Annotated in this window: 21 protein-coding genes; 14 read left to right on the top strand and 7 right to left on the bottom strand. The window is 61.6% G+C overall.

The genetic code is table 11. The features are described 5' to 3' along the window. The first annotated feature begins 106 nt into the window (after positions 1–106). The 11 genes from C0V76_RS18900 to C0V76_RS18850 all read left to right on the top strand — a co-directional run bounded on the left by C0V76_RS18900 (position 107) and on the right by C0V76_RS18850 (position 9,028). Positions 107–394, top strand: a complete 288-nt coding sequence (locus C0V76_RS18900) for a barstar family protein (RefSeq protein ID WP_101944466.1) — start codon at positions 107–109, stop codon at positions 392–394. Between the two features lie 126 nt (positions 395–520). Beyond that, on the top strand, positions 521–1,102 hold the full coding sequence (locus tag C0V76_RS18895) for a hypothetical protein (protein ID WP_101944465.1): 582 nt from the start codon (positions 521–523) through the stop codon (positions 1,100–1,102). Positions 1,103–1,385: 283 nt separating this feature from the next. Then, on the top strand, positions 1,386–1,997 hold the full coding sequence (locus C0V76_RS18890; RefSeq protein WP_101944464.1) for a 3'-5' exonuclease: 612 nt from the start codon (positions 1,386–1,388) through the stop codon (positions 1,995–1,997). A gap of 121 nt (positions 1,998–2,118) precedes the next feature. After that, the gene (locus C0V76_RS18885; RefSeq protein ID WP_101944463.1) at positions 2,119–2,769 is read left to right on the top strand and encodes an N-methyl-D-aspartate receptor NMDAR2C subunit; all 651 of its coding nucleotides are present in this window, start codon (positions 2,119–2,121) and stop codon (positions 2,767–2,769) included. A 473-nt stretch (positions 2,770–3,242) separates the two neighbouring features. After that, a complete protein-coding gene (locus tag C0V76_RS18880; protein WP_101944462.1) occupies positions 3,243–3,674 on the top strand; it encodes a hypothetical protein in 432 nt (143 codons plus the stop codon). A gap of 4 nt (positions 3,675–3,678) precedes the next feature. Next, positions 3,679–4,380 carry a hypothetical protein gene (locus C0V76_RS18875; RefSeq protein WP_101944461.1) on the top strand — a complete coding sequence of 234 codons (702 nt, stop codon included), beginning with the start codon at positions 3,679–3,681 and terminating at the stop codon, positions 4,378–4,380. 66 nt (positions 4,381–4,446) lie between these two features. Further along, entirely contained in the window at positions 4,447–5,034 is a 588-nt protein-coding gene (locus C0V76_RS18870) for a TIGR00730 family Rossman fold protein (RefSeq protein WP_101944460.1), read from the top strand. 107 nt (positions 5,035–5,141) lie between these two features. Then, positions 5,142–5,471: a thioredoxin TrxA gene (gene trxA, locus C0V76_RS18865; protein ID WP_371460395.1), complete on the top strand. Its 330-nt coding sequence runs from the start codon at positions 5,142–5,144 to the stop codon at positions 5,469–5,471. A 216-nt stretch (positions 5,472–5,687) separates the two neighbouring features. Next, positions 5,688–6,944 carry a transcription termination factor Rho gene (gene rho / locus C0V76_RS18860; RefSeq protein WP_101944458.1) on the top strand — a complete coding sequence of 419 codons (1,257 nt, stop codon included), beginning with the start codon at positions 5,688–5,690 and terminating at the stop codon, positions 6,942–6,944. A 100-nt stretch (positions 6,945–7,044) separates the two neighbouring features. Next, positions 7,045–7,248, top strand: coding sequence for a 50S ribosomal protein L31 (gene rpmE / locus C0V76_RS18855; protein ID WP_101944457.1), 204 nt, complete (start codon positions 7,045–7,047; stop codon positions 7,246–7,248). Between the two features lie 127 nt (positions 7,249–7,375). Further along, the gene (locus tag C0V76_RS18850) at positions 7,376–9,028 is read left to right on the top strand and encodes a glycosyltransferase family 39 protein (RefSeq protein ID WP_101944456.1); all 1,653 of its coding nucleotides are present in this window, start codon (positions 7,376–7,378) and stop codon (positions 9,026–9,028) included. Here C0V76_RS18850 and C0V76_RS18845 read toward each other — a convergent pair. The 3 genes from C0V76_RS18845 to C0V76_RS18835 form a co-directional block, all read right to left on the bottom strand. Continuing rightward, positions 9,010–9,726 carry a hypothetical protein gene (locus tag C0V76_RS18845; RefSeq protein WP_101944455.1) on the bottom strand — a complete coding sequence of 239 codons (717 nt, stop codon included), beginning with the start codon at positions 9,724–9,726 and terminating at the stop codon, positions 9,010–9,012. The genes C0V76_RS18850 and C0V76_RS18845 overlap by 19 nt on opposite strands. A gap of 14 nt (positions 9,727–9,740) precedes the next feature. Next, a complete protein-coding gene (gene cysM / locus C0V76_RS18840; RefSeq protein WP_101944454.1) occupies positions 9,741–10,643 on the bottom strand; it encodes a cysteine synthase CysM in 903 nt (300 codons plus the stop codon). Between the two features lie 73 nt (positions 10,644–10,716). Then, positions 10,717–11,031 (bottom strand): DUF3135 domain-containing protein, encoded by a 315-nt coding sequence (locus tag C0V76_RS18835; RefSeq protein WP_158239295.1) that lies wholly within the window; start codon positions 11,029–11,031, stop codon positions 10,717–10,719. A 254-nt stretch (positions 11,032–11,285) separates the two neighbouring features. On the opposite strand from C0V76_RS18835, the gene C0V76_RS18830 reads away from it, so the two are divergent. Next, entirely contained in the window at positions 11,286–11,972 is a 687-nt protein-coding gene (locus C0V76_RS18830) for a Bax inhibitor-1/YccA family protein (protein ID WP_101944452.1), read from the top strand. A gap of 65 nt (positions 11,973–12,037) precedes the next feature. Here the strand turns inward: C0V76_RS18830 and rlmD are convergent, their stop codons facing one another. Continuing rightward, a complete protein-coding gene (gene rlmD, locus C0V76_RS18825; protein WP_101944451.1) occupies positions 12,038–13,336 on the bottom strand; it encodes a 23S rRNA (uracil(1939)-C(5))-methyltransferase RlmD in 1,299 nt (432 codons plus the stop codon). Positions 13,337–13,625: 289 nt separating this feature from the next. Here rlmD and C0V76_RS18820 point away from each other — a divergent pair, with 289 nt between their 5' ends. Beyond that, entirely contained in the window at positions 13,626–13,835 is a 210-nt protein-coding gene (locus tag C0V76_RS18820; protein WP_101944450.1) for a hypothetical protein, read from the top strand. An 83-nt stretch (positions 13,836–13,918) separates the two neighbouring features. Here C0V76_RS18820 and C0V76_RS18815 read toward each other — a convergent pair whose 3' ends face one another. Both C0V76_RS18815 and C0V76_RS18810 read right to left on the bottom strand, forming a co-directional pair. After that, a complete protein-coding gene (locus tag C0V76_RS18815) occupies positions 13,919–15,097 on the bottom strand; it encodes a HAMP domain-containing sensor histidine kinase (RefSeq protein WP_158239294.1) in 1,179 nt (392 codons plus the stop codon). A gap of 49 nt (positions 15,098–15,146) precedes the next feature. After that, entirely contained in the window at positions 15,147–16,292 is a 1,146-nt protein-coding gene (locus tag C0V76_RS18810; protein WP_158239293.1) for an FIST signal transduction protein, read from the bottom strand. A 293-nt stretch (positions 16,293–16,585) separates the two neighbouring features. On the opposite strand from C0V76_RS18810, the gene trmA reads away from it, so the two are divergent. Continuing rightward, positions 16,586–17,674 (top strand): tRNA (uridine(54)-C5)-methyltransferase TrmA, encoded by a 1,089-nt coding sequence (gene trmA, locus C0V76_RS18805; RefSeq protein WP_101944471.1) that lies wholly within the window; start codon positions 16,586–16,588, stop codon positions 17,672–17,674. A gap of 113 nt (positions 17,675–17,787) precedes the next feature. Here trmA and C0V76_RS18800 read toward each other — a convergent pair whose 3' ends face one another. Continuing rightward, the gene (locus tag C0V76_RS18800) at positions 17,788–18,258 is read right to left on the bottom strand and encodes a hypothetical protein (RefSeq protein WP_101944447.1); all 471 of its coding nucleotides are present in this window, start codon (positions 18,256–18,258) and stop codon (positions 17,788–17,790) included. Between the last annotated feature and the right edge of the window lie 116 nt (positions 18,259–18,374).

The following is an 18,374-nucleotide window of genomic DNA, read 5'->3' as shown; positions in this document are numbered from 1 at the left end:
CTAACCATTCCGTCGAGAGGGACCGCCCACAAGCTGCGCTTGTGGGTTCCCTTCGCGGCTTCGCCGCTACGGCGGCCCCTCACGTCAAACGTTAGGCGTCGTTCAAATGTCCCGTGCCGCCCATGTCACTGTTGATTTGTCAGATGTCCGTGATTCAAATGCTCTCCACAGTTCGCTGTCGGTGTCGCTTGGCTTTCCAGGTTGGTACGGGTACAACTGGAATGCATTTTGGGATGCAATCACCGGCCTAGTTGAAATGCCGGAAGTATTAGAGTTAAAAGGTTGGGCATTGTTTTGTGCGTCTCAGCCCGGTGAAGCCGAAATGATGAAGCAGTGTCTTGATGATATGAGCGATCAGTATCCTCAGATCGCATCAAGAGTTATCTACTCATAACACCCATCACACATGCGGCCGTCGCCTAACAATTCCGTCGAGAGGGACCGCCTGCAAGCTGCGCTTGCAGGTTCCCTTCGCGGCTTTGCCGCTACGGCGGCCCCTCACGTCAAACGTTAGACCTCTATGAACCGCCAAGAAACCGTCGAGCAACTCAAGCGCGTATGGGCTGTACTCGCCTCAGATCTAGACGAGGCTCTTGCCTATGGTCGACAGAACTCCTCGGCGTTTGCGCACCGCACCCTTGTGCGAACTCACTTCGCGATGATCGAAGGCCTCTCATACCAGCTTCGTCAAGTCACCTTGACGTCTCTTGAGGGAACGGATCTAGTGACCCCAATCGAGATCGCGTTGCTTCGGGAGGAACGCTACTTCCTGAATGGGAAGGGCCATCCAGAACCAAAAGAGGACTTCCAGACCTTCCTGCCCAGTCTTCTTTTCTCAATCCGCAGCTACCTAAAGAACCACGGTGCGACCTATGAGCCCGATACTAGTCATCACGGTTGGGAAGCACTACGGAAGGCTGTTGATATTCGAAATCGCCTTATGCATCCCAAGTCCGAGGCGTGCCTGCATCTCTCTGAAACCGATCTCAAGATCTTTACTGAGGCCGCAGCATGGTGGAAAAAGACCATTCTCGGTATGTTTTCCGCCTGCGATGAGGCCGACGACTACTGGCGATCGCAGTTGATGGCACGCGGGCAATGATCTCAATCGCTGTCGGGCCGAGGTCTAACCCCTCCGTCAAGGATACATTCCCAGGACGGTGCGCAATGCGCACCCTACATTCGATGATCACGTCCACGCACGGCGACGAGCGACCTTATGCGAACTCCAACGTAAAGGCTGGGGCCAAGTCCTGAATTTAAGCATTTGTTGTTTTGGAATCCCCGCCCGGTGGGCCATGAGCAAGTAGCTCGGATGACGGTTTCGCCGGAATCCGGCGCCTCAGCCCTGTACACTGCCCCGCTCCCCCGCACGAAAGCCTCCGATGAAGAAGAAAGGCCCGTCGAAAGACGACACCGCTTTGCTACCGCCCTTCCCGGCGCTGACGCTAGCGCAAATCCAGGTACCCAACACGCCCGATGCGTTCTCTGCCGCCGCCGCCGAAATCATGGCGGCAGGCAGCGCGGGGTTCGATACGGAAGCTCGCCCCACCTTTCATGTCGGCCAGGTGAGTGATGGCCCGCATATCGTGCAATTTGCACTCGCCGACAAGGCCTTCATCTTCCAGACGCATCACGCCGCAGGCTGCGCTGCATTGGTCGATCTGCTGCAATCGGCACATCTGCTCAAGGCGGGGTTCGGCCTCAAGTCGGACTGCAGCCAGATCCGCCACAAGCTGGGGGCCCAGCTCGCTGGAGTGTTGGATCTCGATCATCTGTTCCGCAAGGATGGCTACAGCGGCGACATGGGCGTACGCGCCGCTGTCGGGCTGATGCTCGGTCAGCGCTTTCACAAGTCGAAGAAACTGACGACTTCGAACTGGTCACTCCCCGAACTCTCGGCCCCGCAATTGCTCTACGCGGCCAACGATGCCTATGCCGCCTTCAAGGTGCTGGAAGCCATGCGCCTGCAGCGGCCGGAGTTGCTTACCGGCTGAGCCGGCACTGGCGGGGCTCTGACCCACAATAGCCCCCGCAAGCCCGCGCTTTCCTGCGCACAGCTTTCGCCCACCCTGCGGCAGAATGGCGCCATGCCTGTTCGTCCACCGGAGCTTCGCAATGGATACGCTACTCGTGTCATGGGATCGATTCTGGATCGCCGCCGGTGCGCGGCAGCCCGCCCCGGGCTTGCTGGCCGAACTGCTGCTGGCCTGGACGGAGCCACATCGCCACTACCACACCCTGCAACATCTGGCTGAATGCCTCAGCCTGCTCGAAGCCCATGCCCACCAGGCAAAGAACCCGGCCGCGATCGGCCTGGCCCTGTTCTTCCACGACGCCATCTACGATCCACGCGCTCAGGACAACGAGGCCCGCAGCGCCGACTGGGCGCGTCAGGCCCTCGGCGCTGCGGGCTTCGAGGAGCGCTTCATCGAGCAGGTGGCCGACATGATCCTCGCCACCCGCCACGCCACGCAGGAAGCAGAAAGCGACACAGCGCTGCTGCTAGACATCGATCTGGCCATCCTCGGCGCCAACCCGCATCGTTTTGCCGAGTACGAAGCACAGGTGCGGGCCGAGTACGCCTGGGTTGCCGAGCCGGCCTTCCGCACGGGTCGGGCGCAACTGCTGCGTAGCTTTCTCGCGCGCCCACACCTCTACCGCACAGCGGCCTTTGCTGAGCTGGAGAGCCGCGCCCGCGGCAATCTGGATACGGCCTTGCGGACCCTCGAGAACACGAGTGACACCGCAGAACACGAAGCAGCCTGAGCATTGGAGACAGACGCTGGCGCATTCCAATGCTGCGTCGCATCAACACTTCCTATCACTCGATAGAACAATTAAATCATTGATTTTGATAACTTTTCTGGATGCAAAGATTTAAAACTTGAGTTGGATACTCGGGTTTACCCGGTAGATACTTCAGCCATCAAGCACCGCATCCGGTGCCCTAACAGCGAGAGGTAGTCATCATGTCCAAGCAAGTTCAAAGCGCAATCGAATCTTCCGGCAAATATCTGGGCGCCATCGCCTTCGCATCGGTGGCTCTGCTGCCGACGGTCTATCAGGTTGTGCTGCTGAGTCACTGATCTGGCATGCTCCGCAACACGCCCGAGGGGCCGGCAAACGCCGGCCCCTCGGCATTTGTGCCGCCACAGACGCACGCAATAGAGCATTCCGGCTTCTCCTTGTAACGCGGAATCAGCTACGCTCGGCCTGTCTCCCGCCAACCGGCCGCCGCCATGCGCTTTCGCCCATATCTGTCTTGCCTCGCTGCGCTGCTGGCGCTCTTTCTCGGCGCCTGTGCTGGGCCGGCCGGCATGAACCGCGAAGAGCCGCGTGACATCATCGTACGCAATCTCAGTGAGCGGGATTTCGCCAGCGTTACGCTGCAGAACGTGCGCACCAGCAATGCGCCAGGGGCCTCTTTCGGCCAGATCGCACCACTGCCGCGAGGTGTGTCTCAGATCTATGGCCGCCCATCCAATCCAGCCCCCTTGCCGGATCAGCTGATGCTGGTGCTGACCGAGCCCTCCGGCTATCAGCACACGCGCGATTGCGAGCTCTCGACGGTACTGGGCCAGCGCGACAATCCGGCACTGGAGATGGCGCTGGTGTTCGAGATCAGTCGCACGCTGGCCGTGCGCATCTTTCTCGAACCCGTCCAGCGCTGAGCTCATGTCTGGACTTCCTGATGCTGGCTTTCTCGACGAGCGCGGCCTGAATCGCCAGCACGTCTTCAACCTCGCGGCACTCCCGGCAGATCTGCTCGCGCCGCTGGCGCCCGCCGCACACGAACGCCAGCTGATCCTTTTCGGCCACGCCGGACGGCGTCTGTGGGAATGCGTGCAGGCTGAGGGGCTGAGCAGCGCTCATCCTATCGACGAGTACAGCCTGCGCACGGTGGAACATTGGCTGCGACGGAACCTGCCGGCAACACAGGCGCGTTTCGTGTTCCCGAATACACCCAGCCATCAGCGCATAGGCCTGCAACGCCTCGGTCAGCTCGCTGGCTGGCATCACCCCGCGCCCTTCATGCTTGGTGTGGATGCCAAGTGGGGCAGCTGGTTCGCCTATCGCGCGGCCATCCTCACCGACACAAACCTGCCCACATCCGCCATCGAAGACCTTGGTCATCCCTGCCCAGCCTGTACAGACAAGCCCTGTATCGGCGCTTGCCCGGGCAAGGCAATGGAGGGCGGGCACTTCGACATGGCTGCCTGCCATCAACACCGCCTGGCTGATCAATCCCCTTGCGCGCTGGGCTGCCTTGCCCGCCAGGCTTGCCCGGAGGGTGCAGAACATCGCTATGAGGACAGCCAGATCCAGCACAGCGCCGCAGGTTCGCTGGCCTGGATCCGGGCTCACGCCAGAACCTGAAGTCTTGCTCGCCGCCGCCTCGCCCACTAAGCTCGCGCCATCACGCATCTGAAAGTCCCTTGCCCCATGCTATCCCTCTGTGTTTTCTGCGGTGCCTCCAGTGGTCACGACCATGCCTATGCCGATGCTGCCCGCGCTTTTGGCCAGAGCCTCGCGGAGCACCGCATCGAACTGGTGTGGGGCGGCGGCCATGTCGGCCTGATGGGGGTGGTGGCGGATGCGGTGCACGCCCATCGTGGCAAGAGCTACGGTGTGATCCCGGAATTCATGGCCGAACGTGAGCTGGCTCACCCCTTCGCCACCGAGATGGTGGTGGTCGATTCGATGCACACCCGCAAGGCCGCGATGGCTGAACGCGCGCAGGGTTTCGTGGCGCTGCCCGGCGGCTACGGCACCATGGATGAACTCTTCGAGATCCTCACCTGGGCACAGCTGCACATCCACCACAAACCGGTGGGTCTGCTCAACGTGAAGGGCTTTTTCGATCCGCTGCTGGCCTTCATGCGTCACATGGTCAGCGCCGGTTTCGTCAAGCAGACGCAGCTCGATCAACTGCATGTGGCTGAGTCGCCTGAAGCCCTGATTGCAGCCATGCACCTGCACCGCGCTCCGGAAGGCGACTGGCTCGCCAAGGTATCCAGCGCGCACGGCTGAACTATCGACACCATAGGGCTGTCAATCTTCCCAGCCCAGGGCAATCTGGATAAGATTCAGCACTTGTAAGGCCGACAGAGAACTGCGGCCGTTTTTCTTTGCGAGGAATCATGAGCGACCAAATCGTCTACATCTCCGACAGCAGCTTCGAGAAGGATGTGCTGCAATCCCAACTGCCCGTGCTGGTCGACTACTGGGCCGAATGGTGCGGCCCCTGCAAGATGATCGCCCCGATCCTCGAAGAAGTGGCCAAGGACTACGCCGGCAAGATCGTGGTCGCCAAGATGAACGTGGATGAAAACTCCGCCGTGCCGGCCCAGTTCGGCATCCGTGGCATCCCGACCCTGATGCTGTTCAAGGGCGGTAATGTGGAAGCCACCAAGGTGGGCGCCCTGTCCAAATCGCAACTGACCGCCTTCCTCGACGCCAATCTCTGAGCGTTCGTGTTTGACAGGCCGGAACCTAGCGTCTAAAGTTCCGGCCAGTTACAGCCGCCGTGCGCTGTTCATTCCGGGTTACCGCCCGCAGCGCGCCGTAAAGCGGCCAGCCACCCCGACCGGGGCTGGCAAGATAAAACTCCCCTTCTTTGCTGTTCCAGCCGGGTTGCCACAAGGCCCCAATCCATCTCTGCATCTATCGTTCAGGGTCAGTCCATGCATCTGTCCGAGCTCAAGGCTCTTCACGTCAGCCAGCTCCTCGAAATGGCACACGCCAACAACATCGAGGCTGCCAACCGTCTGCGCAAGCAGGAACTCGTCTTTGCCCTGCTGAAGAACCACGCCAAGAAGGGCGAAACCATCTTCGGTGATGGTGCTCTGGAAATCCTGCCCGACGGCTTCGGCTTCCTGCGCTCGCCGGACATCTCCTATCTCGCCGGCACCGACGACATCTACGTTTCGCCCTCACAGATCCGCCGCTTCAACCTGCATACGGGCGACACCATCGAAGGCGAGATCCGTACCCCCAAGGATGGCGAACGCTACTTCGCGCTGGTAAAGCTCGACAAGATCAACGGCGAGCCGCCTGAAAACGCCAAGCACAAGATCCTGTTCGAAAACCTCACGCCGCTGCACCCGAACAAGGTGTTCAAGCTCGAGCGCGAGATGCGTGGCGAAGAAAACATCACTTCACGCGTGATCGACATGGTTGCCCCGATCGGGCGTGGCCAGCGCGGCCTGCTGGTGGCTCCGCCGAAGTCCGGCAAGACCGTGATGCTGCAAAACATCGCTCACGCCATCACTGCCAACCATCCGGAAGCCACGCTGATCGTGCTGCTGATCGATGAGCGTCCGGAAGAAGTGACCGAAATGCAGCGTTCGGTGAAGGGCGAAGTCATCGCCTCCACCTTCGACGAGCCGGCCACGCGCCACGTGCAGGTCGCCGAAATGGTGATCGAGAAGGCCAAGCGCCTGGTCGAACACAAGCGCGACGTGATCATCCTGCTGGATTCTCTGACCCGCCTCGCTCGCGCCTACAACACCGTGGTGCCAGCCTCCGGCAAGGTGCTGACCGGCGGTGTGGACGCAAACGCCCTGCAAAAGCCCAAGCGCTTCTTTGGCGCCGCACGTAACGTCGAAGAAGGTGGCTCGCTGACCATCATTGCGACGGCACTGATCGACACCGGCAGCCGCATGGACGAAGTGATCTACGAAGAATTCAAGGGCACCGGCAACATGGAAGTGCACCTTGACCGCCGCATGGCAGAGAAGCGCATCTACCCGGCGATCAACGTCAATCGCTCCGGCACCCGCCGCGAAGAGCTGCTCATCGAGCCGGCCCAACTGCAAAAAATCTGGGTCCTGCGCAAGCTGCTCTACGGCATGGACGATCTGGACGCGATGGACTTCCTGCTGGACAAGATCCGCCAAACCAAGGGCAATTCGGAGTTTTTCGACGCAATGCGGCGCTGAGGAAAGCGCTTCGCTTGCAGCGAAGCGAGTCTCCTGCCATAATCCCGAGTCTTATTTTCTGGGTGGTCACATCCGCCATCCGCGCAACAAGGAACCCGATATGAAGACCGAAGGCCATCCGAATTACGCCGACGTGCAGGTTACCTGCTCCTGCGGCAGCAAGTTCACCACCCGTTCCACCATGGGCAAGCCGACCTACCACGTTGAAGTGTGTGCTGAGTGCCACCCGTTCTGGACCGGCAAGCAGAAGATCATCGACACCGCAGGTCGTGTCGAGCGCTTCAAGCAAAAGTACAAGCGCTGATCCTGCGGGATCCAGCAAGGAAAGGCAGCCCACGGGCTGCCTTTTGTTTTTCCTGTCCTTACGCTGACAGGGCAGGATTTGAAGAGTGGACGTCTTACAATCCTGTGCTATTTCCCCGCATTAACTCATGGCGCACATGCAGAACTCCTCGTTCACCGAGTTTCCGAGCCGCAAACCTGCGATCCACGTGCCCAACTGGGCCCTGATCCTGGTCTTCATCGCCTACGCCCTGCCCGGCAACATTGGTCACGTTCCCTGGCGCGGCGACGACGCCCTGCACATCGGGGTGGTGTTCAGCATGCTCAGCGAAGGCCACTGGCTCACTCCGCAGATCGCCGGCCACCCTTTTTACGATTGGCCGCCGCTCACTTACTGGCTTGGCGCCTTGACCGGCAAGCTGCTCGGCTGGCTACTGCCACTGCATGACGCCATCCGACTGGGCAATGTCGCCGCCCTGACCCTGCTGATTTACTGCCTGCGCTACGCCGCCCGCGAACTCTACGGACGGGAGGCTGCCTCGGCTGCCGCCATGCTGATGCTGGGCTCTCTGGGGCTGCTGATCCACGCTCATGAAATGCAGCCACAGATCGTGCTCACCGCCACTCTGGCGGCCTGCCTGCAAGGCCTGACGCTGATGCGCAGCGCTCCCACACGGGGCGCCCTGCTCACAGGCGCGGCAAGCGGCGCGGCCTTCCTTGCCGGTGGCCTGCCGGGGCTTTTCTTGTGCCTGCCCTTGTGGCTGCTGAACCCGGTCTGTTCGAACGAGTACCGCACCCGCAGCTTCCTGCTGGCCTACCGCCATGCGCTGTGGCCACTGGTTCTCTTGGTCTCGCTGTGGCCACTGGCCCTGGCCGTCTGGCAACCCGACTTCCTGCACGCCTGGTGGGCGCATGAGCTGGCGGCGATCCTGCCGCACACGGGACATCTGCAGCGCGGCAAGGATTTCGCCAATCTGATCGGCTGGTTCACCTGGCCGTTGTGGCCGGTGGTGCTGTGGTCACTCTGGCATCGGCGCGGCAAGCTGCGCGACTTCGGCCACTCCCTGCCGCTGGCATCAGCCCTGCTGGCCCTTGCGCTGGTTGCCAGCACCGGTGGCATGCGCCCAGCCAATCTGTTGCCCTTGATGCCCGCCCTGATTCTGATGGCGTCGGGCGAGCTGTGCCGCCTGCGGCGCGGAGCGGCAAACGCCTTTGACTGGTTTGGTGTAATGACTTTCACCCTGCTCGGTCTGAGCCTGTGGCTGGCCTGGTCGGCCATGAACTTTGGTTGGCCAGCACCGCTCGCCCGCAACCTCCTGCGTCTGGTACCCGGCTTCGAGCCGCAATGGAACGCCCTGCAGCTCTTGGTGGCGATCACACTATCGGTCGCCTGGGTGATTGCAAACCTGCGCCTGCCCTTCTTCCAGTTGCGCGGCGCGGTGCACTGGGCTCTCGGGGTAACCCTCGCCTGGGGGCTCGCCGCCACCTTGCTGATGTCCTGGATTGATCACGACAAGAGCTATCGCAGCACTGCGGCCGAGATTGCCGCCGTGATTGCCAGCCAGCCCGAAGCAGCTTGTGTGGCGGGCATCGACCTTGGCGACTCGCAACGGGCGGCCCTGCATTATTTTGCCCACATCAAGATCGCCGCTCGCGGCGCCAACTGCCCGCTACGCCTCGCTTACGCCACGGGGCGAAACACCCTGCCGGAACCCGGCAAGGGCTGGGAATCAGTATGGGATCTGCGCCGCGGGCGCGGCCGCCTAGCCGAGCAGTTCGCGCTTTACCGGCGAGTGGACTGACCCCAGGTCATCGCAAAGCTTTGCAGGTGTGGCGCAGGCTGCACCTGCAGCCACTCGCGCAGCCTGGCCTCATCAGCCTCGCGGTCAGCCTGGCCGATCAGGCCGCTCAGGCTCTGCTGACGACGCTGCAGCAGCCAGGCCACCAGCGCACGCAATTCAATCTGTCCCTGCAGTGCCAGCCAGTCGCCAGCCAGCACACGCTGCCACTGCCATTCCTCATCTGCCGCACGCATCAGCGGCAAGCCTGCCAGACGGGCCACTTCAGCCAGAGCAGGCGGCGCTTCCGCACGACACAACTCGGCAGCCAATGGCACACAAGCATTGAGTCGCGGCCACGCACCATCACGCCCAACCCCAGCCTGCAGCGCGCGCAGACGTAGCGCGTCCAGCCTCGCCTCGACTTCACTCCAGCACGCCAGAGCCGGCGCCGCCGCACAGGTATCCAGGAATGCACCAAGCAAGCCCGCCTCATCCACGGAAGCCTGAGAACACAACCGGAACTGCCCATCCTGCACGCCGAACAAGGCAAACCCGCTCAGGCGTAGCAAATGCGGCGGCAGGCTGTCGCTGCCACGAGCCGCACGGCGACGCTGGAAGGCGTACTCAGCCACTTCCACATCCGAAAGCTCGGCCGGCAGGCGATTGAGTAGACGCAACCCGGCCACGTCCGGCAGGAAATCAAGGGCAATGGCCAACATGTCAGTCTGAGCCATCAGGCCGGGAAGACGCCGGTGGAGAGGTAGCGATCACCACGGTCGCACACGATCGAAACGATCACTGCATTGCTGAGCTCCTGCGCCAGATTGCGCGCCACGCTCATCGCACCACCCGAGGAGATGCCTGCAAAAATACCTTCTTCGCAAGCCAGGCGGCGGGTCATGTCTTCGGCAGCGGCCTGGGCCACGTATTCGATACGATCGACACGGCTGGATTCATAGATTTTCGGCAGATAAGCCTCGGGCCATTTGCGGATTCCAGGAATCTGCGAACCTTCCTCAGGCTGGCAACCAATGATCTGAATAGCCGGGTTCTTTTCCTTCAGAAAACGCGCCACGCCCATGATGGTGCCGGTCGTGCCCATGCTGCTGACGAAGTGGGTGATGCGTCCCGCTGTCTGCTCCCAGATCTCGGGGCCGGTGCCTTCATAGTGGGCAAGCGGATTGTCCGAATTGGCGAATTGGTCGAGCACCACGCCACGCCCTTCGTCGCGCATGCGATTGGCCATGTCACGCGCCAGTTCCATCCCGCCTTCGCGGGGCGTGAGCACCAGTTCGGCGCCAAAGGCCTTCATGGTTTGACGACGTTCCACGCTCTGGTTCTCGGGCATCACCAGAATCATGCGATAGCCACGCATCGCAGCCGCCATCGCCAGCGCAATGCCGGTATTGCCACTGGTAGCTTCAATCAGGGTATCGCCGGGGTGGATGTCGCCACGCATCTCGGCATGCAGGATCATCGACAGTGCAGGGCGATCCTTCACCGAACCGGCGGGGTTATTCCCCTCCAGCTTGGCCAGCACGACATTTCCGAGGCGTTCAGCCTCGGCACCGGGCAAGCGCTTGAGGCGCACCAGCGGGGTGCGTCCGACGTAATCTTCGAGACTGGGATAATTCATGGCGCGATAGGAGCAAACGGAAGCGATCAAGCCCGAATGATACCGGACTCGCGCCCGGCGCCTTGCAACAGGCCTAGTCGCGCTCGGGGATAAGGGCCGCAAGCTGGTCTGATTGATCGCGCAGTTGCCGCATATGTCCGGCCAACGCCCCTAAATGATCGCCCAGCATCCCCATTAGGCGCCCCACAGCGATATCCGGCGTACCCGCCTCGGCTCGCGACAGGTCCACCATCTCCTGCAGACTCCGCAAATCCGCATCCATACGGCTCGGCGCGGACTGGATGAAGCGCTCCAGCAAGGCCTTGCGTGCAGCAAAGAATGCAGCCGGATCCTTTTCAGCAAGCTCCCGCCAATGGTCAAAATCGAAATCAAAAACGAAACCTGCCACGTACCACCTCACTCCGGAAAACAACACCTTGTCTCCCGATGCTATGCAAGAAGCAGACCCGCCGCAAGACAGCGACACCATGCATGGCGGTATTACTTTAGGATTAGAGAACGACTCTACAAAAAGACACAAGTCATCCCATGTCCCGCCCTCTTGCTCCCACCGGGAAAGGAGGGGAACTTGCTGACTGCTTGCGCAGTCAACCTCCTGACGCCACAATCCGCGTCACCCCGACCATCCTGGAGAGCGTAATAATGGATCGCACCCTCAACACCGGCTCGCTGGATCTGGCCCAAAGCCGTAACAAGGTCCTGCGCAACACCTATAACCTGCTCGCCCTGAGCATGCTGCCCACGGCAGCCGGCGCCTGGCTGGGCATGCAATTCCACTTCTCGTCCCTGTTCGCCGGCAGCCCGATCATGGGCCCCTTGCTGATGCTGGGCGTGATGATCGGGCTGATGTTCGCCATCCAGCGCACGCGCAACAGCAGCACTGGCGTCGGCCTGCTGCTGGCCTTCACCTTCGTGATGGGCCTGATGCTGTCCGTTACCCTAGAACGCACCCTGCGCTTCTCGAACGGCGGCACCCTGATCGCCCTCGCCGCAAGCGGCACCTCGGTGATTTTCTTCGGCATGTCGGCGCTGGCTTCTTCGATCAAACGCGATCTCTCAGGCATGGGCCAGTTCCTGTTCATTGGCACCCTGCTCCTGCTGGTAGCAGGCATCGCCAACCTGTTCTTCCAACTGCCGGCTCTGCATCTGGCACTGACGGTGATCACCTGCGGTCTGTTCTCGGCCTGGCTGCTCTTCGATCTGAACCGCATCATCCGCGGCGGCGAGACCAACTACATCAGCGCTACCTTGTCGGTGTATCTGGATCTCTACAATATTTTCGTCAGCCTGCTGCAGATTCTCGGCATCTTCGGTGGCGATCGCGACTGATCACCACCCCGAGCTAAATGAAAAAGGCCCGCGTTGCGGGCCTTTTTCATGTCTGCTTGCGAGCATCAACTCCGCTCGAAAAGCGCAATCGATTCGACGTGCGAGGTCTGCGGAAACATGTTGGCCACCCCCGCCGAAATGAGGCGATAGCCTTTCTCGCCCACCAACAAGGCAGCGTCGCGTGCCAGGGTTGCCGGATTGCAGGACACATAGACGATGCGACGCGGCGCCTGCTCGCCCAACGCCTGACAGACGGCAATGGCGCCTTCACGCGGTGGATCGATCAGCAACTTGTCCAGCTTGCCAAGCGCCGCAATGCTCTTGGGCGTGGCCTCGAAGAGATTGGCGGCGCGAAAATCACAACGCTCTGCCAAGCCATTCAGCTCGGCATTTTCAGTCGCCCTGCGCACCATCGCTACGCTGCCTTCGACCCCGATCACAGAAGCGCCGCGCGCCGCGATCGGCAAGCTGAAGTTGCCCAGGCCACAGAACAAATCCGCGATCCGCTCGCCCGGCTGCGGATCCAGCAAAGCCATCGCCTTGCGCATCAAGATGCGGTTGATGTCCACATTCACCTGGGTAAAGTCGTTCGGCTGAAAGCGCAGGCTTACGCCGAACTCCGGCAGCGAGTAGCTCAACCAGGACTGAGCCCCCGCCTGCAACGGCCTGGCCGTATCCGGGCCACCCGGCTGCTGCCACATGGCCACGCCATGCTGCGCTCCGAAAGCCACAATGCAGGCTTCGTCTGCAGCCGTGAACGGCAGCAGATTGCGCAGTAGCAGCACAGTCTGCTCCTCACCGACCGCGACTTCGATCTGCGGAATACGATCAGCCACCGACAAAGCACCAATCAGCTCCCGCAGCGGCATCAACAAGGCGGAGAGCGCAGGCGGCAACACCTCGCAACTGTGCATGTCGGCAATGAAGCTGCTTTTCTTCTCATGGAAGCCAACCAGCACGCGCCCATCGCTGGGGCGCTTGAAAACACTCAGGCGCGCACGATACCGGTAGCCCCAGGCCGGACCCTGAATAGCGGGCAAAAGTAAATCCGGACGAATTCGGCCCAGGTGCCAGAAAGCATTCTCAAGCACCCGCTGTTTCACTGCGACCTGGGCAGAAGCCTCCAGATGCTGCATGCTGCAACCACCGCAGGTGCCATAAAACTCGCACTTGGGTGTCACGCGCAAAGCGCTGGCCTTGTGCAAGGCGAGCATGGTGGCCTGCTCGAACTTTGGCTTGACGCGATAGCTCGAGAACTCGACGCGCTCTCCGGGCAAGGCGCCCTCAATAAAGATGGCCTTGCCGTCACAGCGCGCGATACCCCGTCCTTCGTGGTCGAGTGATTCGATGATGGCTGACGGCATGGGCGACCCCGGCTGCGGAAAAGGGGGCGATTGTACCCAGCCCGCTCCAGCTTGTGCCACAAACGCAGCGCAAAGCATTGCGGAACAAAGCCTTACGCTTCCAGGCTTAAACACCAAAGGTCTAGGGGCAAAGCCTGACTTGTGCCGGATCAAGCTGCATGGGATAAACCTGGATTGGTGTAAAGCTATTCCCCTTTTGTTCGGCCCGTTGCTATAATTCGCGCGTCGGCCGCCAGGTCGATCCTAGATTTGGCTTGTCGCCCACCTCATTTCGCAAGGGAACCGAATAATGAAACAGTCTCTCCTCGTCGCTGCTCTGCTCGCTCTGGCCCTGTCCGCCTGTGGCAAGAAGGAAGAAGCCGCTCCCGTCGTTGAAGCCTCCGCTCCGGCTGTTGAAGCTTCCGCTCCGGTTGTTGAAGCTTCCGCTCCGGCAGCTGACGCTTCCGCTCCGGCTGCTGATGCTTCCGCTCCGGCTGCTGCCGCTTCGGCCGCTCAGTAATTCCGGTGCAGGAACAAAAAAGCCGACCATATGGTCGGCTTTTTTGTTGTCTGTTTGCGGTGTGCTGCCACAGCCCCTTCTGATCACCTGGTTTCACGCATCAATCCCGGATCAACCGGCGGCAACATCAGTGTGAACACCGTCCCCACCCCAAGCGTTGAGTCCAGGCTGATAAAGCCTCCCATCTGCTCAGACAGCTCCCGCGAGATCGCCAGACCAAGGCCGGTGCCCTCAGCATTGCGATTACCCTCGCCGCTACCGGCCTGACAGAAACGCTCGAACACCCGCTCGCGAGCTTCCGGCTGAATGCCCGGCCCGGTATCGACCACAGCAAAGGCGATCAGACCGTCGCTGGGCATCACATGCATCTCGACCTTGCCACGCTGAGTGAATTTCAGCGCATTGGCCAATAAGTTGTTGATCACCTGCCGAAGGCGCACCGGGTCCACCACGATCCGGACCGGCAGCTTCTGATCCAGAAACAAACCACTAAGCAAGCCCTTGCGCTGCGCCGCAATCGAGTGCGGCGTCCACACTTCAGCGCACAGCTGCGCCAGATCGACATCTTCCGGATGCAGCACCAACCGGCGCGCATCGAGTTTGGCCAGATCCAGCAGGTCGTTGAACATGGCATGCAGGTGACGGCCAGCGGCATGAATGCTGGCTGCGTAGTCGGCCGTTTCACCGTCACGCAGCTCAAGCTGCAGCAGTTCGGAAAAACCAAGGATGCTGTTGAGCGGAGTGCGCATTTCGTGGCTGATCGCGGCAAGGAATTCGCTCTTGCTGCGCCAGGCCGATTCGGCCCGCTCACGGGCGGCGTCGAGCTCACGGTTCTGCAAGCGAGTCAGTTCCAGCAAGGCACGGCTGCGCCGGTGGTCCATGCAGGCCTGGCAAGCCAGCGCGAGGCGCGGCATCAGGGTTTCGAGCACAGCCAGGGCGGCCGGGTTGAGCTCGATCTCGCTCTGCTCCAGATACAGCGCTGCCGCGGCCCCGATCCGCAAGGCCTGGATCTGACTCGGACCGGCAGTGCCCAGCACCGCGCGATGGCGATCCACATCCCGCAGGAAGCCTTCCAGCTGCGCAGTACGTAGCGCATCCTGCGCCCACTGAACGACGCTGCAAGCCGGGTAGGCATGCTGTTCCAGCTCCCCCTGCTCCGCACGCCACCATATCTGGGCGGTACGCAATTGCAAGCGCTGGGTTGTGGCCACCAGAAAGCTGCGCAGCATCTCGCCCATGTCGAGCGAAGTTCCGATGTGCATTGACAGCTCGCCTTGCAGGGAGAGCAGCCAGACTGTCGATTGCGGCGCTTCAGGCACAGGCATCGGGGAGCAGCCCCAGAATGAAGGTCTTGTTGTGAAACTCCAGGCAACCACCGCCAGGGTTGGCGATCTCGCCGAGAGACAGCACCCCGAACACCGGAATGCCAGCACTTCCGCCCTCCTCGAGTACCTTTTCGAGCAAGCGCAGCTGCGCGGCGTGGGCATGGTCAAGATAAAGTGCGCGACTGATGCAGTCCACCAGCAACACCCCCGCCGGCGTTTTTCCCGACCGGCGCATGGCCTCACGGCAGGCCTGGCCCGAAGCCTGCACCAGTGCCTCCTCGACGCCATGCAGGATATGCAGGGTCGAGCGCTCCGGCACGTCACCGATACAGATCAGGCGCTCGCCTTCCAGACGCACCGGCTCACGAACCAGGAAGGAGCCATCCATGCGTTCGACCCCCAGCGGAAAACTGCGCGCAACAGCGGGGAAGTTGTCACGGTCGAGCTGTAGGCCACTGAGACGGGCGATCTCGTCACGATAGACATGCAGAGCGGGGCGGAAATCCAGATTCCGGATTTCATTGCCACGCACGGTAGAGACCAAAAAGGGGCCGGCGACAGACTCCCAGCCATGCTTCACGCCCACCGCAACCCGCGCATCCAGTCCGACGATCAGCGCGGCGCCCTGCAACAGGCCACGATTGGAGAACAGACAAGGCTGCGGACGCAGGCTCAGAGAGCCAGCACCACCACCGATGAAGGCCGGTCCGGCCCCCACCATGTCGTAAGCGGCCTCGATCAGCACATCGATGTGACGCGCCAGAGCATCCACCCACAGCATCACGCTACCGGCTTCGCGCAAACTTGCGCAATGCGCGTGGTAACGGGCAAAGCCCGGATGCTCGTCATTCAAGCCTTCCACGATGCACACCTCAGCCGCGCAACGCAGACCGACGATCAACACACCGCGCGCATGATCGCGCCCGCCAAACACGATGCGCGGGAAGATGCCCCCGAATACCGGCACCACCTGTCGTTGCAGCAGTTCATCCCAGGCAGCTTGCTCAAGCCCACTGGCCTCACCGGCAAGAATCAACAGCGAGCGGGCGCCAGCAGCCAGCAGATCGCTGATTTGCGCCTGTGCCAGGGCCACATCCGCGTCTCCTAGCAACCCCAGTGGTTCAACGAACATCCTGTCCAAACTCCACATTGACTCCGTTCAAGCATACACAGCCGCCTGCCGCCCGATTCCTGACGCGCCCCCAAGGGGCAGGGTTGCCCGGCCGCCCTTTGGCAGCGCAAAAATCCAGGCGACAAGGACTCCGTCCCTCCCCAACTCGCCCGCTCACGAGCAGCCCCCGCACCGGGCAAGCCCGCATTGTGGCCAGCACCTGTCGCGCCCAGGAAAACCCTGCCTACAAAATACGCACGGCCGCCGGACGCGTTATCCTTGCGCCCTTCCGTTTTACCTGCCGCACCAAAGCCATGCTCCAGCCCAGTCACGACCCTGCCGCCTACGAAGCCCAGCTTGCGCCCAAGCTCGCGCAATTCAAGGACGATTTCGCGCCTTTCGCACTCCCCGAGCCGGCCGTGTTCCGCTCCGCACCGCTGCACTACCGCCAGCGCGCCGAGTTCCGCATGTGGCATGAAGGCGAGGATCTGCACTACGCGATGTTCGACCCGGCGGCACCGAAGACTCCGGTACTAATGGAAACCTTCCCAGTCGCGGCCGAATCGATCTGCACACTGATGCCGCGCCTGAAGGCTGCCTTGCTGGCACGCCCCGAATTGCGCCGGAAAATCTTCCAGGTGAACTTCCTGGCCACGCTCTCGGGTGAAATGCTGGTCACCCTGCTCTACCACCGCGCACTGGATGCAGCCTGGGAAGAGGCCGCGCGCGCGCTGGCCAGCGAACTGGGCATTCTCGTGATCGGCCGTAGCCTCAAGCAGAAGATCGTGCTGGAGCGCGACTGGCTGCTCGAAGAGCTCCAGGTACAAGGCCGCCACCTGCGCTACCAGCAGGTCGAAGGCTCCTTCTCTCAACCGAATGCCGGTATCAACCAGCAGATGCTGGGCTGGGCCTGCGAGCAGGCCGCCACACTCGGCGGCGATCTGCTGGAGCTCTACTGTGGCAACGGTAATTTCACCGTAGCCCTGGCGCCGCACTTCGGCCGCGTGCTGGCCACAGAGATGAGCAAATCCTCGGTACGCGCCGCACACTACAACCTCGAAGCCAATGGCATCGAGACGGTGAGCATGGTGCGTATGGCCAGCGAAGAAATCAGTGACGCACTGGCCCGGGTACGCCCCTTCACGCGCCTGAAGGATATTGATCTGGACGGCTACCGCTTCTCGACCCTGTTCCTCGACCCGCCACGTGCCGGCCTCGACCCGGCCACCGTGGCACTAGCTCGTGGTTTCGAGCATATCCTCTACATCAGCTGCAACCCGCAGACCTTGCGCGACAACGTGGCCGAACTCGCGGCCACGCATCGCATCGCAGCGGCCGCCGTGTTCGACCAGTTCCCATGGACTCACCATCTGGAGTGTGGCCTGCTACTGACGCGACGCTGAGCGTCAAGCGGCTCTGGCGCGGCGTTAGCCGCGCCACCTGTTGCCCAGAGCAAGCCTCGCCAGCGTAAGCCGGCCCTAAGGCAAACACGCTTGGACAGCCATCGCGCTGCCGCTTACGGCGTCAGCGCAAACAGCCGCGGCTGTACCATGCTGCACTCATTCTGGATCGCGTATTGCGCCTCAAGAGCATGGCGCTCGATGATTTCGACCTTACCAATTTCCAGTGTCACCGCACTGTTGATCTGGATGTAGTAATTGCGCCCGCCCTGCAGGTTCAGCTCAAGCTTTGCCACGGAGGTCCCCGTTACCTCGAGCAGGTGAAAACCCGGCGGCAATTCCAGTGGCATGAAGGAAGAGCCGCCCATGGTGCCAAGATCCATGCTATCCATGCGCATGCTCATCAGCGCATCAGCCCCGAAGCGTGTGTTGCGATAGAGATAAACGCGCGCGCCGCCCGGCTTGCTGCGAAACAGCTTGGCCGCCTGATCGGCCTCTGGCGTTGCCCTCAAAGGCGGCGGCAGCGGTGGTGCAGAAGCACATCCCAGCAACATCGCCAGCAGCAGGCCGGCAATCACTCCACGCATGATTTTCTCCCTCGAATCCGTTCTATGACGGTGCGCGAGCATCTTCGGCCAAGTCGACACGCAGGGCAAGCACCGGCAGTCTGACCCCGCAATGCAAAAGGCCTTCCGCCAGAGGG

This window comes from Uliginosibacterium sp. TH139 (genome assembly GCF_002855595.1).
Lineage (GTDB): Bacteria > Pseudomonadota > Gammaproteobacteria > Burkholderiales > Rhodocyclaceae > Uliginosibacterium > Uliginosibacterium aquaticum.
This window is presented reverse-complemented; position numbering and strand designations above follow the sequence as displayed.

What these genes read in the sequence shown, in the direction of transcription:
- C0V76_RS18850 (WP_101944456.1), top strand. Translation starts at nt 7,376, where the DNA reads ATGGCGCACATGCAGAACTCCTCGTTCACCGAGTTTCCGAGCCGCAAA.
- C0V76_RS18895 (WP_101944465.1), top strand. Translation starts at nt 521, where the DNA reads ATGAACCGCCAAGAAACCGTCGAGCAACTCAAGCGCGTATGGGCTGTA.
- C0V76_RS18890 (WP_101944464.1), top strand. Translation starts at nt 1,386, where the DNA reads ATGAAGAAGAAAGGCCCGTCGAAAGACGACACCGCTTTGCTACCGCCC.
- C0V76_RS18830 (WP_101944452.1), top strand. Translation starts at nt 11,286, where the DNA reads ATGGATCGCACCCTCAACACCGGCTCGCTGGATCTGGCCCAAAGCCGT.
- C0V76_RS18875 (WP_101944461.1), top strand. Translation starts at nt 3,679, where the DNA reads ATGTCTGGACTTCCTGATGCTGGCTTTCTCGACGAGCGCGGCCTGAAT.
- trmA (WP_101944471.1), top strand. Translation starts at nt 16,586, where the DNA reads ATGCTCCAGCCCAGTCACGACCCTGCCGCCTACGAAGCCCAGCTTGCG.
- C0V76_RS18885 (WP_101944463.1), top strand. Translation starts at nt 2,119, where the DNA reads ATGGATACGCTACTCGTGTCATGGGATCGATTCTGGATCGCCGCCGGT.
- C0V76_RS18810 (WP_158239293.1), bottom strand. Translation starts at nt 16,292, where the DNA reads ATGTTCGTTGAACCACTGGGGTTGCTAGGAGACGCGGATGTGGCCCTG.
- C0V76_RS18870 (WP_101944460.1), top strand. Translation starts at nt 4,447, where the DNA reads ATGCTATCCCTCTGTGTTTTCTGCGGTGCCTCCAGTGGTCACGACCAT.
- rlmD (WP_101944451.1), bottom strand. Translation starts at nt 13,336, where the DNA reads ATGCCGTCAGCCATCATCGAATCACTCGACCACGAAGGACGGGGTATC.
- C0V76_RS18880 (WP_101944462.1), top strand. Translation starts at nt 3,243, where the DNA reads ATGCGCTTTCGCCCATATCTGTCTTGCCTCGCTGCGCTGCTGGCGCTC.
- C0V76_RS18820 (WP_101944450.1), top strand. Translation starts at nt 13,626, where the DNA reads ATGAAACAGTCTCTCCTCGTCGCTGCTCTGCTCGCTCTGGCCCTGTCC.
- rpmE (WP_101944457.1), top strand. Translation starts at nt 7,045, where the DNA reads ATGAAGACCGAAGGCCATCCGAATTACGCCGACGTGCAGGTTACCTGC.
- C0V76_RS18900 (WP_101944466.1), top strand. Translation starts at nt 107, where the DNA reads ATGTCCCGTGCCGCCCATGTCACTGTTGATTTGTCAGATGTCCGTGAT.
- cysM (WP_101944454.1), bottom strand. Translation starts at nt 10,643, where the DNA reads ATGAATTATCCCAGTCTCGAAGATTACGTCGGACGCACCCCGCTGGTG.
- C0V76_RS18800 (WP_101944447.1), bottom strand. Translation starts at nt 18,258, where the DNA reads ATGCGTGGAGTGATTGCCGGCCTGCTGCTGGCGATGTTGCTGGGATGT.
- rho (WP_101944458.1), top strand. Translation starts at nt 5,688, where the DNA reads ATGCATCTGTCCGAGCTCAAGGCTCTTCACGTCAGCCAGCTCCTCGAA.
- C0V76_RS18815 (WP_158239294.1), bottom strand. Translation starts at nt 15,097, where the DNA reads ATGCACATCGGAACTTCGCTCGACATGGGCGAGATGCTGCGCAGCTTT.
- C0V76_RS18845 (WP_101944455.1), bottom strand. Translation starts at nt 9,726, where the DNA reads ATGTTGGCCATTGCCCTTGATTTCCTGCCGGACGTGGCCGGGTTGCGT.